Annotated in this window: 13 protein-coding genes and 1 pseudogene; 8 read left to right on the top strand and 6 right to left on the bottom strand. The window is 38.8% G+C overall.

Features of this window, described 5'->3' with window-relative positions:
* The first annotated feature begins 53 nt into the window (after nucleotides 1-53).
* Nucleotides 54-395, top strand: coding sequence for a GIY-YIG nuclease family protein (locus tag AC0L7Q_RS11255; protein ID WP_413402767.1), 342 nt, complete (start codon nucleotides 54-56; stop codon nucleotides 393-395).
* Here AC0L7Q_RS11255 and AC0L7Q_RS11250 read toward each other — a convergent pair.
* The 4 genes from AC0L7Q_RS11250 to ilvC form a co-directional block, all read right to left on the bottom strand.
* Entirely contained in the window at nucleotides 341-1,000 is a 660-nt protein-coding gene (locus AC0L7Q_RS11250) for a M28 family metallopeptidase (RefSeq protein WP_409425583.1), read from the bottom strand. The two genes, AC0L7Q_RS11255 and AC0L7Q_RS11250, sit on opposite strands and share 55 nt — an antisense overlap.
* A gap of 252 nt (nucleotides 1,001-1,252) precedes the next feature.
* The gene (locus tag AC0L7Q_RS11245) at nucleotides 1,253-2,443 is read right to left on the bottom strand and encodes a tetratricopeptide repeat protein (protein WP_409423594.1); all 1,191 of its coding nucleotides are present in this window, start codon (nucleotides 2,441-2,443) and stop codon (nucleotides 1,253-1,255) included.
* Nucleotides 2,444-2,521: 78 nt separating this feature from the next.
* Nucleotides 2,522-4,441 (bottom strand): methyl-accepting chemotaxis protein, encoded by a 1,920-nt coding sequence (locus AC0L7Q_RS11240; RefSeq protein ID WP_413402765.1) that lies wholly within the window; start codon nucleotides 4,439-4,441, stop codon nucleotides 2,522-2,524.
* Nucleotides 4,442-4,602: 161 nt separating this feature from the next.
* A complete protein-coding gene (ilvC, locus tag AC0L7Q_RS11235; RefSeq protein WP_413402763.1) occupies nucleotides 4,603-6,075 on the bottom strand; it encodes a ketol-acid reductoisomerase in 1,473 nt (490 codons plus the stop codon).
* 138 nt (nucleotides 6,076-6,213) lie between these two features.
* Here ilvC and ilvY point away from each other — a divergent pair, with 138 nt between their 5' ends.
* From ilvY to AC0L7Q_RS11200, 7 genes and pseudogenes are all read left to right on the top strand, one after another.
* Nucleotides 6,214-7,119, top strand: a complete 906-nt coding sequence (gene ilvY / locus AC0L7Q_RS11230; RefSeq protein ID WP_413402761.1) for an HTH-type transcriptional activator IlvY — start codon at nucleotides 6,214-6,216, stop codon at nucleotides 7,117-7,119.
* Nucleotides 7,120-7,209: 90 nt separating this feature from the next.
* Nucleotides 7,210-8,256, top strand: a complete 1,047-nt coding sequence (locus AC0L7Q_RS11225) for a GGDEF domain-containing protein (RefSeq protein ID WP_409423590.1) — start codon at nucleotides 7,210-7,212, stop codon at nucleotides 8,254-8,256.
* A 111-nt stretch (nucleotides 8,257-8,367) separates the two neighbouring features.
* Nucleotides 8,368-9,207 (top strand): MipA/OmpV family protein, encoded by an 840-nt coding sequence (locus AC0L7Q_RS11220; RefSeq protein ID WP_413402759.1) that lies wholly within the window; start codon nucleotides 8,368-8,370, stop codon nucleotides 9,205-9,207.
* A gap of 13 nt (nucleotides 9,208-9,220) precedes the next feature.
* A complete protein-coding gene (locus tag AC0L7Q_RS11215; RefSeq protein WP_138605353.1) occupies nucleotides 9,221-9,586 on the top strand; it encodes a DUF3019 domain-containing protein in 366 nt (121 codons plus the stop codon).
* Nucleotides 9,587-9,600: 14 nt separating this feature from the next.
* Nucleotides 9,601-10,293, top strand: a complete 693-nt coding sequence (locus AC0L7Q_RS11210) for a response regulator (RefSeq protein ID WP_409423588.1) — start codon at nucleotides 9,601-9,603, stop codon at nucleotides 10,291-10,293.
* A 26-nt stretch (nucleotides 10,294-10,319) separates the two neighbouring features.
* Nucleotides 10,320-11,554: pseudogene (locus tag AC0L7Q_RS11205) on the top strand (ATP-binding protein).
* Between the two features lie 331 nt (nucleotides 11,555-11,885).
* Nucleotides 11,886-13,120, top strand: a protein-coding gene (locus AC0L7Q_RS11200; protein ID WP_409423192.1) for an IS3 family transposase whose coding sequence is annotated in 2 segments (ribosomal slippage) — nucleotides 11,886-12,237 and nucleotides 12,237-13,120 — 1,236 coding nt in all. Because the reading frame shifts where the segments join, the coding sequence is not laid out codon by codon here.
* An 86-nt stretch (nucleotides 13,121-13,206) separates the two neighbouring features.
* Here AC0L7Q_RS11200 and AC0L7Q_RS11195 read toward each other — a convergent pair.
* Together AC0L7Q_RS11195 and AC0L7Q_RS11190 are read right to left on the bottom strand one after the other, a co-directional pair.
* Nucleotides 13,207-13,428, bottom strand: a complete 222-nt coding sequence (locus AC0L7Q_RS11195) for a DUF3820 family protein (RefSeq protein WP_010387988.1) — start codon at nucleotides 13,426-13,428, stop codon at nucleotides 13,207-13,209.
* 285 nt (nucleotides 13,429-13,713) lie between these two features.
* A complete protein-coding gene (locus tag AC0L7Q_RS11190; RefSeq protein WP_010387989.1) occupies nucleotides 13,714-15,285 on the bottom strand; it encodes a cation:proton antiporter family protein in 1,572 nt (523 codons plus the stop codon).
* Between the last annotated feature and the right edge of the window lie 41 nt (nucleotides 15,286-15,326).

Here is a 15,326-nt window from a genome sequence, read left to right as displayed (position 1 = left end):
AAGGTAAAACCCTTTTGAGTAATTGTTTTTGTTTAGCGTGTTAGGGCGAGGTTTTGACCATTAGTAATCAAAAAAGTTTAAACAATGAGTTGTGCAAAATTAAAAATAAACCGGCGACTTGGTCACTTTATATTGTGCAAACACGGTTTGGTCATTGGTATACCGGTATTACGGTTGATGTGGCCCGACGTATCGCTACTCACCAAGCAGGTAAAGGGGCAAAAAACCTCAAAGGTAAAGGGCCGCTGGTGCTCATTCATCAACAACAAGTAGGTACTAAAAGCGACGCAAGCAAATTAGAGTATGCGATTAAAAAACTTCCACGGGCAAAAAAAGAGGCTTATGTTGCTGCTTTTAAAGGAGGGCTTAATACCACAGGGCTTGTCAAAAGCTGATTAATAAATGCCTCAATTAGCAATACGGCTTCTTGATAGAGGGGAGTATTTATATTTTCGAGCGTATCTTTAGTACTATGATGGAAGTTATCTGCCCCCATAGAAAAGTACACATACGGAATTTTTTGTTTAGCGAATGAATAATGGTCACTGGCTCTGTGCCAGTCGATTTGTTTCGTGTTGGTGAGTCGGCTCATTTTTCGTGATGAATAAACAGGCTTTAATTTGATCTTGTCACCGTTAATCTGGGTAAATAAAGGGCTAAGCTGGCTTTTTAATGCGCGACTTGTTAGCGCGTATAACCGCTTATGTGACTTTTTAACTGCCAACATATCTAAGTTAATATTTAAAACAATTGGGAGCTGGTGCATTGTTTTGGCAAAGTGCTCACTGCCGTGTAAACCATTTTCTTCAGCGTCTGTTGCAACAAACATAAAGCGATATGAAGAAGAAACCGCCAGCGCATTCGATAAATAAAGTAATGCAGCAACACCCGAGGCATTATCGTTAGCACCTGGGTGTAATTTTCCTGCTTGTAGACCTAAATGATCATAATGCGCAGTAATAACAATAACAGGTAAATCTTTTACAGTATTAGTGGCAATAATATTAACGCCTTGTGCGTTAGAAAACAGCCCTGAGGAATAAGTAAAAGGTTGTTCACTTACTGTGAGTTGATGCCCTTTGAAGCGTGTTTTTAAATACTCCCTAGTGAGTAATGCTGCATGGCTATTCGTTTTTCTACCAGCTAATTCTGGGTTGGTTAGTATAGTTAAATCAGTTAATAATTGCGGCTCAATCTGTTTACAAAGGCCGCTCCAACTTATAAAAAAACGATGCAGGTTAAGCTAAATAATTTAATAATGATTCGCCTTCGCAGTGAGTGATTTTAATGCAATGAGCTTATTGTCATAGCGCTGTTTGTGATGAATGAAGTCTGCTTTTTTTCTAGCTTTACGTAGATGAAACTCCGCTTTAGTTATATCACTTAATTTAAAGTAACTGCGCGCCAACCCAAAGTGACTTTCATGTAATGTTGGCGACATAGCGTTAGCTTTTTTATAATGGCTAATCGCGTTTGTATAGTCACCACTTACATAGTCACTGTTACCAAGCGATATATGATAATAAGGGTTAGTTTGGCGCTTTTTGTCAAGTTTTGCCAATAGCTTTTCGCCTTCGGCTACTCTATCTGTGAGTTTATATAATAATGCTAAATTACCTTGCGCAGTATTATCATTGGCGTTTAAGGCAATGGCATAGCGGTACATTTCCTCCGCTTGCTTAAAGTCACCTAATTGTTTAAAGAGTACCCCTAAATTTCCCCAGCTGGCACTAAATGAGGAATCGGTATTGATTGCTGCTTTAAAATAACTATAAGCTAAATCAAACTGTTTATTAACCAATGCCTCGCCGCCTTTATTATTATAAAACATGGCGGTCACTCGTTTTTTTGACAGCGATGAAGTTGCAAAACGAGCTTGTCGGCTATTAGGATCAAAATCAATGATTAAACGCTTATTACGCTGATAAACAAGTGAGCTGTCTTTGAATTTAGTCTTATTGTCTATAGCAATGTTTATGTGCCCAGTGAGTAAATTAAACCCTCGATTTAACGCCCAGTACTCAGGAATATGTACTTTCTGAAAGCGAGCCTTCAGGCCTAAATGTTCGGCTAAGCTATACGCTAAAATAGAGAGGGAAAGACAGTTAGCATTTAAATTTTGATAGCTTTGAGACGCCGTTTGTGTGCCAGTTGATTGATAAGATAGTGAGTTATCACCATTTGAGAGTAAAAAACTAAGTAGACTATAGGCAATTTCATCAGCCGATTTATTTGTTTGTACGTAAGTACTTAATTGTTGTTTAAGGCTCTGATCGAGTTGAAATATTTGCTGTTCAGACTCTACAGGCTGCTGTTGAAGTTGCATTGGGGGAGTAATAATAGGGATTGGCGCGCTTAAATTGGCGTTATCTGTAGTGCTACACGCACTTAAACTCAGCAAACAAGCAGCCAGTAAATAATGTTTAGCTTGAACAGCATTCATACACACCTCTGTACAAAAAACACACTTAAGTATAGTGGTTATTTCATACAGAGGTTATTTTTTAATTTAACAAACTGTTTAACGCTGCTGATTAAACGTGGCTACTAGCGCATCAAGTGTTTGTGCGCTGGTGGCTAAATCACGAATTGCTTGTTCGGTATTGATTTGTTCACTCATTGATTTATCACTGATCTCACTAATTTGCTCAATACTTCGACCGACATCATTTACAACGCTACTTTGCTGCTCGGTGGCTGTGGCAATTAGAGTTGCCATGTCGTTAATTTCATTCGCTGTTTCAGTAATCGTATTAAGCAACTCAACCGAGCTTTGCATTGCGCTGACGCTTTGTTGGGCCTTACCTTTCGATTGGCTGATATCATTTACAACATCATCTGAAATTTGAGTAAGCTCTTCAATCATTGATTGAATTTCAGTGGTTGATTGCGACGTACGATTCGCCAGAGCTCTTACTTCATCTGCAACGACTGCAAAACCACGACCATGCTCACCTGCACGTGCAGATTCAATGGCTGCATTAAGTGCAAGTAAGTTGGTCTGCTCTGAAATCCCTCTAATTGAATCTACAATACTGGCAATATCTATGGTCTTTTTAGAAAGCAGTGCAACCTGCTCGGTAATACCATCAATATCGCTGGCAAGAGCTGATATTGTCGTTTGGCTTTGTAGTACTTGTTGATGACTTTGTTTGGTATTATCGCGGCTATCGTTAGTTAACTTAGCGGCATTCGCTGCACTTTGTGCTATTTCTTGCACCGTAGCGCCCATTTCATTAATCGCTGCAGCAACTGAAATAGTTTGCTCTTTTTGTTTATCCAGCGCTAACGAGTTTTGTTTTGCTTGTGCAAAGACATGATCAGAGCTTTGACGAATACCATGACTTTCATCAGCTACTTGCACAATGGCGGTTTCTATTTTTTCAATAAACTGATTGAAGCCCGACGTTAAATTATTGAGTTCAGGTTGAGGTGATGTGGGTAGACGATACGCTAAATTAGCATCACCTCGACCTAAACGAGAAAACAACTCTGCCATTTTTGATAACGGTGAGGCTAAAGAGCGAGCTAACAAGTAACTGATCACACTTGCGATAAGTGCTGTAATGATAGTGAATGTGAATATTTGCCACTCTAGGGTGTTTACACTTGCGAATACTTCACTTTTTGGTACTTGAGCTAACACAAATAAGTCGGTGTTTTTAATTGGTGTGGCAGCAATCAGCGTGGCCTGTCCATTAATATTTACTTCTTCTAAAGCAAAGCCGTTTTCATCAAGTAATTTGTGATGAATATTAGCACTGTAAATACTATCTATATTAACCTTAGCGACTTTAGCTGCATCTTTATGTAGCTGAATTAAGCCATTTTTATCGGCAATAAATACAAACCCTGACTGTTCAATTTTAAACTGCTGTAGCAGTTTTTGCATATCAGTAATACTTTTTGCTAATCCCGCTAAGCCGAATCCATTAAGCTGCTGATGATTAACAAACATTTTTACATCGTTTGCAGATTCCTGATAAATACTGATTGAATAAGGTTGTTTTGATTGAGTAAAAGCAAAAAACCAACCATCTGCAGCATCATTTTTTAAAACACGTAAAAAGCCATCTTGGTTCCAATATTGCGCGGTGTTTTTATTAGCCCACGAAGCGGTGGCAAGGTCATATTGCTCAACCAAACGATTGAGTTCTTTTAGTAATAATGCATCGTTGGTGTTGCCAGAGTTTGCCCAATCTAAAATAAAGGTATTGGCAGAAAGCTGCTGTGCTGCGCCTAAAAGTTCATTGATCTCCCCACCAATATGATTACTGATTGTTTGCAGCTTACTTGGCAGTTCTGATTCGATCATGCGTTGCTCAATAATATTCTTTGAGTTATGCAAAGACGTCAAACCAATTAATACAGCAACACAAATAGCAATAATGCTTCCAAGCGCTGTTATTTTTTGAGTAATAGAGAGATTTTGTATCGTCATGGTAGTGCTTATATATTTACAACTGAGGCAATGAGGCGATTATTCTAGCACATTATTTATTTTCGGCTATTGATGAATAATTTACATTTAAATAAAAAAAGCCCACAGCAAAAAGCAAATGGGCTTAGCTTCTAACAATTGAAAGTTCTAGGGTTATAGAGTTACACTATTTTTTTCATTGCCGACATATAGCCGCGTAATTTAGCACCCACTTTTTCAACAGGGTGTTCACGCAGTGCGGTATTTATTTGAATTAATGTTTGATTATCTACTTGGTTACTTTGCTCATTTAAGCCTCTGCCAATAACATCGGTATCAATATCTTGCATAAACTCTTGTAGTAGTGGCAAACATGCATGGTTGTATAAGTAACAGCCATACTCTGCCGTATCGGAAATAGTACGATTCATTTCAAACAGCTTTTTACGTGCAATGGTGTTAGCAATTAACGGCGTTTCATGCAATGACTCATAATAAGCTGATTCTGCAATAATACCGGCTGCAGTCATGGTTTCAAACGCGAGCTCTACGCCTGCTTTAACCATGGCTACCATTAAAATGCCGTTATCAAAAAATTCTTGCTCAGTAATTTCTACATCACTTGCTGGGGTTTTTTCAAAATGAGTTTCTGCAGTTTCAGCACGCCACTTTAATAAGTTAGCGTCATCATTTGCCCAGTCTTCCATCATTACTCGTGAAAATGTGCCATCGATAATGTCATCTTGATGTTTGTTATACAGTGGACGCATTATTACTTTTAGCTGCTCACTTAATTCAAACGCTTTTACTTTGGCAGGGTTTGACAGACGGTCAAGCATATTGGTAACGCCGCCATACTTAAGTGCTTCTGTGATCACTTCCCAGCCATATTGAATTAGCTTTGAGGCATAACCAGCATCAACGCCTTTATCAATCATTTTATCAAAACATAAAATAGAGCCAGTTTGTAGCATGCCGCATAAAATGGTTTGCTCACCCATTAAGTCAGATTTAACCTCAGCAATAAACGATGATTTAAGTACTCCCGCACGATGACCACCTGTACCTGCGGCATAGGCTTTTGCTTGTGCCAAGCCATGCCCTTGAGGGTCGTTCTCTGGATGAACCGCAATGAGTGTCGGTACACCAAAGCCGCGTTTATACTCTTCACGTACTTCTGACCCCGGACATTTTGGAGCAACCATAATAACGGTAATATCTTCACGAACTTGCATGCCTTCTTCAACAATATTAAAGCCATGTGAGTAAGCAAGCGTTGAGCCGTGTTTCATTAATGGCATAATAGCATTAACAACCGCAGTGTGTTGCTTATCAGGTGTTAAGTTAAGTACTACATCGGCTGTTGGGATTAATTCTTCATATGTACCCACTTTAAAACCATTTTCCGATGCATTTAAGAATGACTGACGACGCTCAGCAATCGCTGATTCACGCAGTGTATAGGCTACATTTAAACCCGAATCACGTAAATTTAAGCCTTGATTTAAGCCCTGTGCGCCACAGCCTACAATCACTAACTTTTTACCTTTAAGTGCAGCAACACCATCGTTAAATTCGTCTGCCCCCATAAACTCACATTGTGCCAGTTGCGCTAATTGTTCACGTAAAGGTAAGCTATTAAAATAATTTGCCATGATTAAGGTTCCTATTAATTCAATTTGTTAGATGTATTGCATTTGCTTTGCTTGGAATCACCATATGAAAAATATCTTCTTGCGTAAAATGATATATTTGAATTAAAGTATTTCATAATTTGAAATATTGGTGTTGTTATGGATCATAAGCATTTACATTACTTTTTGGCGTTGGCAAAAACGCTTCATTTTTCTCGTGCCAGTGAGTTGTGCCACATAAGTGCGCCTACTTTAAGTCGTAATATTAAGCAGTTAGAAGATGAAGTAGGGGTGATGTTGTTCCAGCGAGATAATCGCAGTGTAAAACTTACTTGCGAAGGCGTTGCATTTAAGGAGTATGCTAGTGCAACGCTTAGTAATTGGCAGCGCTTTAAGGCCAATTTAAACGAACCGCAACAACATATTTATGGCAATGTGAGCCTTTACTGCTCCGTTACCGCATCTTATAGTTTTTTGCATCATATTTTAGAGCAGCTCAGGGCTCAGCATCAGCATATTGAAATCACCTTAAATACGGGCGACCCTGCTCTGGCAATAAATCGTGTATTAGACGGTCACGAATCCATGGCTATTGCAGCCAGACCCAGTAAATTACCTGCACAAATTGCATTTGTAGATATTGGTTATTCGCCACTGGTATTAATTGCGCCCACTATTCAATGTCCGATCACAGAAAAACTAGCTAATAACAGCGAGACTATTGATTGGTCAGAGCTTGAATTTATTGTTGCTGAACAAGGGTTTTCACGACAGAGGTTGGAGCAGTGGTGGCGAAAAAATAACGTGCAGGGAAAAATCTATGCACAAGTAGCTGGGCATGAGGCTATGGTATCTATGGTGAGTTTGGGCTTAGGTGTGGCCATGATCCCAAAAATTGTTCTCGATAATAGCCCTTTAAACGATAAAGTTCAGATTTTGGATAGTAAAGATGAGCCCCCACAAGGGTTTAAAATTGGCTTGGCGGTATTACACAAAGAATTAAATGATCCTGCGATTAGTGCGCTGTGGAATATTGCTCAAAATATGGGGGAAAACATAATATAGGCTTGTTGAATGATAAAAAACTGTTAATATAAAGCACTAATACTTATGTGTTTATTAACATCTTTGTTGTGATGTCTGAGAGTTTCGATTATGGATAATACTGCCTCACTTGCTCATTCTGCCCAGTGTTTAAAAAAAGCCATTCCGCTTATGGTGAAGTACAAAATGGCGGTAACGCCGATTAATTATGCAATTTGGTATTGTTATGTACAGGGCGATAATCCACAACTAAATTCAGAGCTTGATAGAGTTATCGGTCAGTACAATACGTGTTCTGCTCAAAGTGCACAGGAAATATTCGATAAATATATAAATGATGAAGAGTTAGCGTTTTTCCAACAAATGTCTGAAAGATTTCATAATACGGTAGAGCAAGTACAGTTTGATTTGAGTGATTCTATTCAATATTCAAAAAGTTTTACCACCTCGTTAGTTGACTCACAAAATGAGTTAAAAACACTCTCTAGTATAAACTCATTTAATGAAATTCTCTCTTGTGTAGAGCGTTTAACAGACGAATCAATTGCAATGCAAGATTATGCCCGTGGTTTCCAAACTAAATTAGCGCAAGCATATAATGAGATTAAAGATTTAAAAGAAGCCCTCACTATGACTCAAGAAGCGGTTGATAAAGATTCGCTAACGGGGTTATTAAATCGCGGTAAATTTGATACCGATATAGTTGAGTTTTGCCTTCATGCATCTTCACAAGATGAGCAAGCTAAGATAGCCGTGTTAATAATGTTAGATATTGATCACTTCAAACGTTTTAATGATGATTTTGGCCATCAAAAAGGTGATGAGGTTCTCAAGCTTGTTGCTCAAAAAGTGCAAAATAGTGTGCAAGATGAATATAATGCTTACCGTTACGGTGGTGAGGAATTTTGTATTACGGGTTACTTTGATAGCATTAATGATGCGATGACATTTTGTAATCAGTTGCGTTTGAGTATTGCTAAATTAACCATTCGTAAAAAAGAAGATAGCAATAATAAACGTAATATCTCAGCAAGTTTTGGTATTGCTTTAATGGAGCCTTTTAGTAAGAGCTGTTTATTAGTAGAAAAGGCCGATAGAGCACTTTATTTAGCTAAAACTCATGGTCGAAATCGAGTTGAAATAGCCGCCAATTTGTAAACGTGTTCCGTTTGTATCAAATTTGTTAATGATTGTAACCTTCTAGAGCTTGTACTTATACTACTTGCTACTATAGGGTCAAAGCCACTTTATAAACTAGTGAATAACTCCATGGCGTTACATCTGAGAATAAAAATATGCATTTTATTGGTGTTGTTTAGCGCTAATGCGATTGCTCAGACGCAGCAAAATATCACTACTGATGAACTTAAAATGAGTGTCAGCTTAGGGGTAGGGGTGATCAGTAATCCTTTACATGGAGCAGACAATATTCCTTTAGTGGTTGTCCCACAAGTGGCTTATTATGGCCAAAATTGGTTTTTTGATAACGGTCGTTTAGGCTATTCTTTTATACAAAGTGATACGCATAACATTAGCTTTGTGTCTGAGATTAACCCAGAATCACGGTTTTTTATTGATTGGCACCCGCAAAATATATTCCCGCTCACAACAATGTCTAATAACGAAATATTAGAATCACAAGATGTTGAATCTCCGCGCCAGATTAATATTAATAATATTCAAAAAAGACGAGTAGTACTGGATGCTGGCGTCAGTTATGTTTTTGTAAAACAACAACAGGTATTTTCTGCGCAATTATTGCATGATGTAAATAGTGTTTATAATAGCTACAGAGGATCATTACAATGGCAATACCATTTTGATCTTAAGTTGTTAAAACTTAAATCGACGTTAGGCGTTAACTACAAATCAGCCAAACTAAATAATTACTTTTATGGCTTAAACAGCGCAGAATTTTCATATGGTAAAATAGAAGTTGGTAGTAGCTGGCAACCTTATGCTAAAATCGACGCCCGTTGGCCGGTAGGTAAAGCCAACGCACTTCGTTTTCATTTAGCATATTATGACTATTCAGCAATGGATAGTAGTCCGCTATTTGAACATGACTATTCAATGACCGCCTTTATAGGATTCGAACATACATTTTAATATGAAGTGTTTTATGTTGGTTGTGTTTGCAGCTTCATTTTTTAGCAACCCAAGTGTTGCAAAAGCCCCTTCACTTAACGTATCACCCAAAGTCTGTGTGGTTTCCGAACAACAAGAGTTCTGTGATCTTGAGTTAAAATTTAAGTGGCAATTGCCTGAGCCAATCGATGTGTGTTTATACCAGCAAGATACTCAATTGAAATGTTGGCAAGGGGTAAAAAAAGGGCAACTTAGTTATAAAGCGCGTGTTCAGGTGGAGACCATATACTCCCTGATTAATCCCCTTACAGGTGTATCATTAGCGAGTGTGCAAGTAGAAGTGCAAACTGCATACGCGAAGAAGAAACATCGGCTACGCTCACCTTGGAGCTTTTTTTAATTTAGGAGCAATAAATGCCAAAGATATTACTTGTTGAAGATGACCTAGGGTTGCAACAATTAACCAAAGACTATCTTGAGCATAATGGCTTAGAAGTTGACGTATTAGACCGCGGAGACGAAGTGTTTCCTTACCTGAGTGAAAACGATGTTGATTTAATCATTCTAGATGTGATGCTGCCAGGAAAAGATGGCTTTAGCGTGTGCCGCCAAGTGCGCGACAAATACACCTTACCTATTTTAATGCTTACTGCAAAGGGCGAAGATTTTGATCAAGTTATTGGCTTAGAGCTCGGGGCTGACGATTACGTTATTAAACCTGCGGAGCCGCGCGTGTTGTTGGCTCGAATTAGTGCATTATTGCGACGTGGACAGCCTAGCGTAAAAGCCATTGAGGAGCTTAATTTTGGTGATTTATCAATAGATAAAACCAGTCGTATTGTAAAGTTAAGCGGTGTAGAAATCGTATTGACCTCACATGAGTTTGAATTACTGTGGTTATTAGCTTCAAATGCAGGAGAAGTACTCAGCCGAGAACATGTGCACCAACATATGATTGGACGTGAGTACGACGGGCTCGATCGAACTGTTGATGTACGTGTATCTCGAATTCGTAAGAAGCTTGGTGATAATAGTGATAAGCCATACCGTATTAAAACGGTGTGGGGGCAAGGCTATTTATTTGTATCAGATGCGTGGGACATGTAATTAATGCAAGGTATTAGGCTAGGTTAATGGGGAAGCTATTTATAAGCCTTTACGTGTATATTATTGCCTCTTTGTTTATTGCCAGTGGTGTTATAGAGCAGCTTTGGCCGTATGATGAATCTGAGCAACATGTTTTGTTAGATGATGAATTTGGGCAGTCATTATGGCTGCTCTCTCAAACGGCAGATGGTCTTGAACAGCTAAAGCATAATTTTGATAGTCAAGTTATCTCTCAGCAAGATTTAGTTCTCCCTCCTGAGCAGCAATTACAATTAGCTCAAAATAATTACCTTTACTTGTATGATAAGCAGCAACGTATTGTTTGGTATGTTACTTTAAATAATTCTCAGTTGTTACAAGTAGGTCCTGTAGGTGTCAAAGCTAAAAACACTGGGACTGTAATACCTTATTTATTGGTGCTATTTATTATTAGCTTACCGATAGGGTTATGGAGCTTATTGTTATGGCGAGACTTTGCTAAGCTCAGCCAAGCCTGTGAAGCCGTCGGAGGCGCGCAAGATTTTCAATTAAGCGACCGCTCTAAATCATTTTTTTACCCATCACTGATACGTTGCAAGTAATGCAGCAGCGGATTGAGTTTTTACTGAGTGCTCAACAGGAACTGACCTCATCAGTGTCACATGAGTTTAGAACACCATTAGCGCGTTTGAAGTTTGCAATTGCGATGTTAGAGGATAAAACTCAGGACATCAAAGCACAGCACTATTTATCTGATATGCAAATGGATATTCATGAGCTGGAATCCTTGGTATCAGAAATGTTGGAATATGCTCGTTTAGATACACAGCAACCAAGCTTACAATTGGCCCCTTGTGATATCGTCGCATTAATTAAAGCCAATATCGATAAAGTAAGTTTTGATACCCCTATTAAATTAACAACAACGCTACCGAGTCAATTCATTTACGTATGTGATAGTCATTTTATGTCGCGAGTGCTACAAAATTTAATTAGTAACGCACTAAAACATGCTACGCAAACTGTGCATATTAGTTTAACCGCCAACGCTGAGAAGTTATTTTTGGTGATTGAAGATGATGGCTCTGGTATTGCGGATGCTGAGCGCGAGAGAGTGTTTAAGCCGTTTACCCGTTTAGATAAAAGTCGTGATAAAAAAACCGGTGGGTTTGGATTAGGGCTAGCAATTGTAAACAAAATTATTAGCTGGCATAGAGGGCAGTGTAAGATTGAAGACTCGCCACTGGGTGGGGTTAAGTTTATTATTGTCCTCAACAACTAGGGTCTGTTGACCTTTGCGGATTAAAATTTGTTCAAACTAGGGGCAGTTTAATCGCGGCGCGAGGTTTGTAACCTAGTGGGCTAAGTAAAAACCGAGCAACAAAGAGTAAATCGCCCCTAGGCAGAACCCTTCGGGCAGCGCCTATTTATGGGGAATAACCACACCACATAGGCTCTGCCTTGCCTAAATACCAAACAGACTGCTGCAAATTTAACCTTGAAAGATCACCAGACCCTAAATCCCAAATAATAAAAAAGCGCCATGAAGGCGCTTTTTTGCGGTTTAAAACTGTCTTGTCCTGAAATGTGTTTACACATTTAGGACTTATTTTATGAAAACCACTAAAACTAAAGACGTTAAGCGTACTCAACGAGATTATACATTAGGCTTTAAATTATCCATTGTTGAGCAAGTAGAAAAAGGCGACTTCACATATAAACAGGCGCAAAGTCATTACGGTATTCAAGGTCGTAGCACCGTTCTGGTATGGCTGCGAAAACATGGTAAATTAGATTGGTCTAAACCAACTTATATAGCCAACATGCCTAAATCAAAAGAAACCCCAGCACAAAAAATTAAACGTTTAGAGCGCGAGGTAGAGGAGTTACGCCTAAAGGATTTAATCAAAGATGAAATGATTAATATTATGGATGAAGAATATGGAGCGGGTTTGCGAAAAAAGTACATATCCGAGCTATCACGCGCGCAAAAGAAAACCAGCAAGTAAAGCTTACTCCTTTATGCCGTGCATATGGCATAACGCGACAAGGTTACTATCAAGCTATGCGCAGAATAGATTCTCGGAATAAAGCGTTGAAGCCAGTCAAAGAGTTAGTGATGTATTGGCGGCAATTCATGCCTCGTATTGGTGGGAAGAAACTTTATCTGATGATAAAGCCAGAGCTGCAAGAGCGTGACATTAAACTAGGCCGAGATTGTTTTTTTGACTATTTGAGAGAGCATGACTTGCTTGTAAAACCAAAGAAAAATTACACTAAAACAACAAATAGTAATCATTGGATGCACAAGCATCCCAATTTACTAAAAGAATACAAACCTACTGCGGCCGAGGAAGTCTTCGTTAGTGACATTACATACGTAAAGTCATCGCAAGGCGTGCATTACCTGTCGTTAGTCACTGATGCTTATAGTCGAAAAATAATGGGTTATGAGCTCAGTGATGAAATGAAGGCAACTGATGTAGTCAAAGCGTTAGAGATGACGATTAAGCAGCGGGTGTATAAACGTGATGCTATTCATCATTCAGATAGAGGTTTACAATATTGCTCTGAAGTATATCAAGGTATGCTATTAAAGGAGGGAATTAGGCCATCTATGACCGATGGATATGACTGTTATCAAAACGCATTAGCTGAGCGTATTAACGGGATATTAAAACAAGAGTTTCTACTGTATAAATGTCGTAATATGGCAGAGTTAAAAGAGCTCGTTGAAGAATCGATATTTATATACAATGAAATGCGACCGCACTTAAGTTTGAATATGAAAACACCAAATCAAGTGCATAAAAAAGACCTGGCGCTTTCGCACCAAGTCTTTCATTAAAACCGTCAACCTATTTCAGGACGGGACAAACCAAAAATCAACAAGTAGCAAATAGATAGACAGACCATTTATAGAAAAGTTCTATTTTATTTACTATTTTTTTCTAGTAATGGCATCAGCATTTGCTCTAAGCCATTAAGCTTCACTTCGTACATCATAGCGAGCTGAGAGCCAAGCTTGCTATCAGGAAAGCCTTGTTGTTTAAACCACACTAAATATGGCTCAGGCAGCAAAAGTAAAGGGCGTCCCGCATACTTGCCAAATGGCATAATGGTGTTAATCGCTACTTTTAGTTGTTGAGGATCCATTACTGACATCTTTTCTAAATAATGGGGATAAGTGTAAGGGGTTTTAAGAAAATAAAATAGGCTGTAACGGGCAAGTAACAGCCTATTGATAGAGGGAGTAGGCCCTCTAATTTGAGAATCTTATTGGTCACTTAAAAGCAAGGGGTCCGTTATTTGTCTTTTATAAAACACAAACTTAGGTATTAGCTTTATTCAACCAACACAGGCATTTTACCTGATTTTTTCACCAATAAAATACTCAGATGTAAAGGAATGTAAATGCAATCTATTTGCATCTAAGCCCGATTACGGAAACAAGGTTTGCTTTACATGCTCTGCAAAACCGCTACCAGCCTCTAAGTAAAAGTTATATGTAGAATCTATTCCCATATCTTCTAATTCTTTTTGCTGATCGGGGTAGTTAGCAATGGCTGTTACTTGTCCTTTATAGCCTGATGCTTGTAATTGCTCTAAGGCAAAAATATTTTGCATATGTTTGGGCATAGTTAACATGACCATTTCGACATGAGAGTGATTAACACGCTGCCAAAAATCAGGGTCAGTTGCATCCGCAATTAATACTCTGCGTCCACGTTTAATATGTTTATCAACCACCTCAGGTTTAATATCAATACCTGCAACCACATCAGGGTGGGTTGCATTTATTGTTTCATAGGCACCGGTGCCAATTCTACCCATACCAAAGATTACTATTTTCGTATCATTTAAGTTTACAGGAAGCTCTTCTGCTAAGCGGGTCTTGCTTTCAAACTTCAATAAGAGGCGTTCAATTTTAACGTACAGCTCGTTAGAACGTTTGTTTAAAGGGGAGGCAATCACAAATGTGATGGATACGGCAATTGCGATAACAGCGAGCCATTCTGAGGTAACCATACCGCTAGATGCGGCAACTGCACAAACAATTAAGCCAAATTCACTAAAGTTAGCCAAACTAAATGCGGTGAGCAAAGAGGTACGAGCACGCAGTTTAAATAAGTTAGTTAGTATGTAATAAAGCAGCGTTTTAACAGGAATAACTAATACTAAAATTAAGGCAACGACTAGAGAGTGGGCAGTAAGCTCTGCGCTTAAACCAATACTTAAGAAAAAGCCAACCAATAATATATCTTTTAAGCTAAGTAATGACTTAGACAGCTCACCGGCTTTTTTGTGGGGGGCGAACATCATGCCAATGATCAATGCGCCTAAATCGCCTTTTAATCCTGCGAATTCAAAGGCATTGTACCCAGCTACTAACGCAAAGAAAAAGCCAAATAGCGGCAGTAACTCACCGTGTTTAGAACGGTTTAAAACCCAGTACATAATCGGGCGAAACAAAGGTAGCGCAACAATTAATCCTAAGGCCCAAATGTTCGGTACTTTACCTGTACTGACCGCTAAGAATATGACTGCAAATATATCTTGCATAACCAAAATACCAATGGCTATTTTACCATGTAAACTTGCCATTTCACCGCGTTCTTCAAGCACTTTTACAGCAAACACCGTACTCGAAAAACTTAAAGCAAAGCCAACTAACAACGCACTTTGCCAGCTTAAATCAACAAATAACGGCAGTGCAAATACACCAAGCAACAACATAAAGCCACTAAACAATGCGCTACTTAAAATGATGTGTATGGTGGCAGGAGCCCACACTTGAGGTTTTATAAGGTTAGCAATTTTAAGTTTGAGGCCAATACTAAAAAGCAGCAGTGTGACCCCTAAAGAGGCAATCGTTTCGAGTAGCTCCGTGCTTTTGTAACCCGCTAAATTAAGAATAAATCCGGCCATAAGAAAGCCGATAAGCGGCGGTAATTTTAGCTGATATATACCAAAACCGCAGACGAAGGCGGTAGCAAAATAAATTAGTTCCATAGTTATTAGTATCACTGCACTTGGCATTGTAGTGTAGCGAA

The sequence above is a fragment of the Pseudoalteromonas sp. KJ63-1 genome, assembly GCF_055808145.1.
This window is presented reverse-complemented; position numbering and strand designations above follow the sequence as displayed.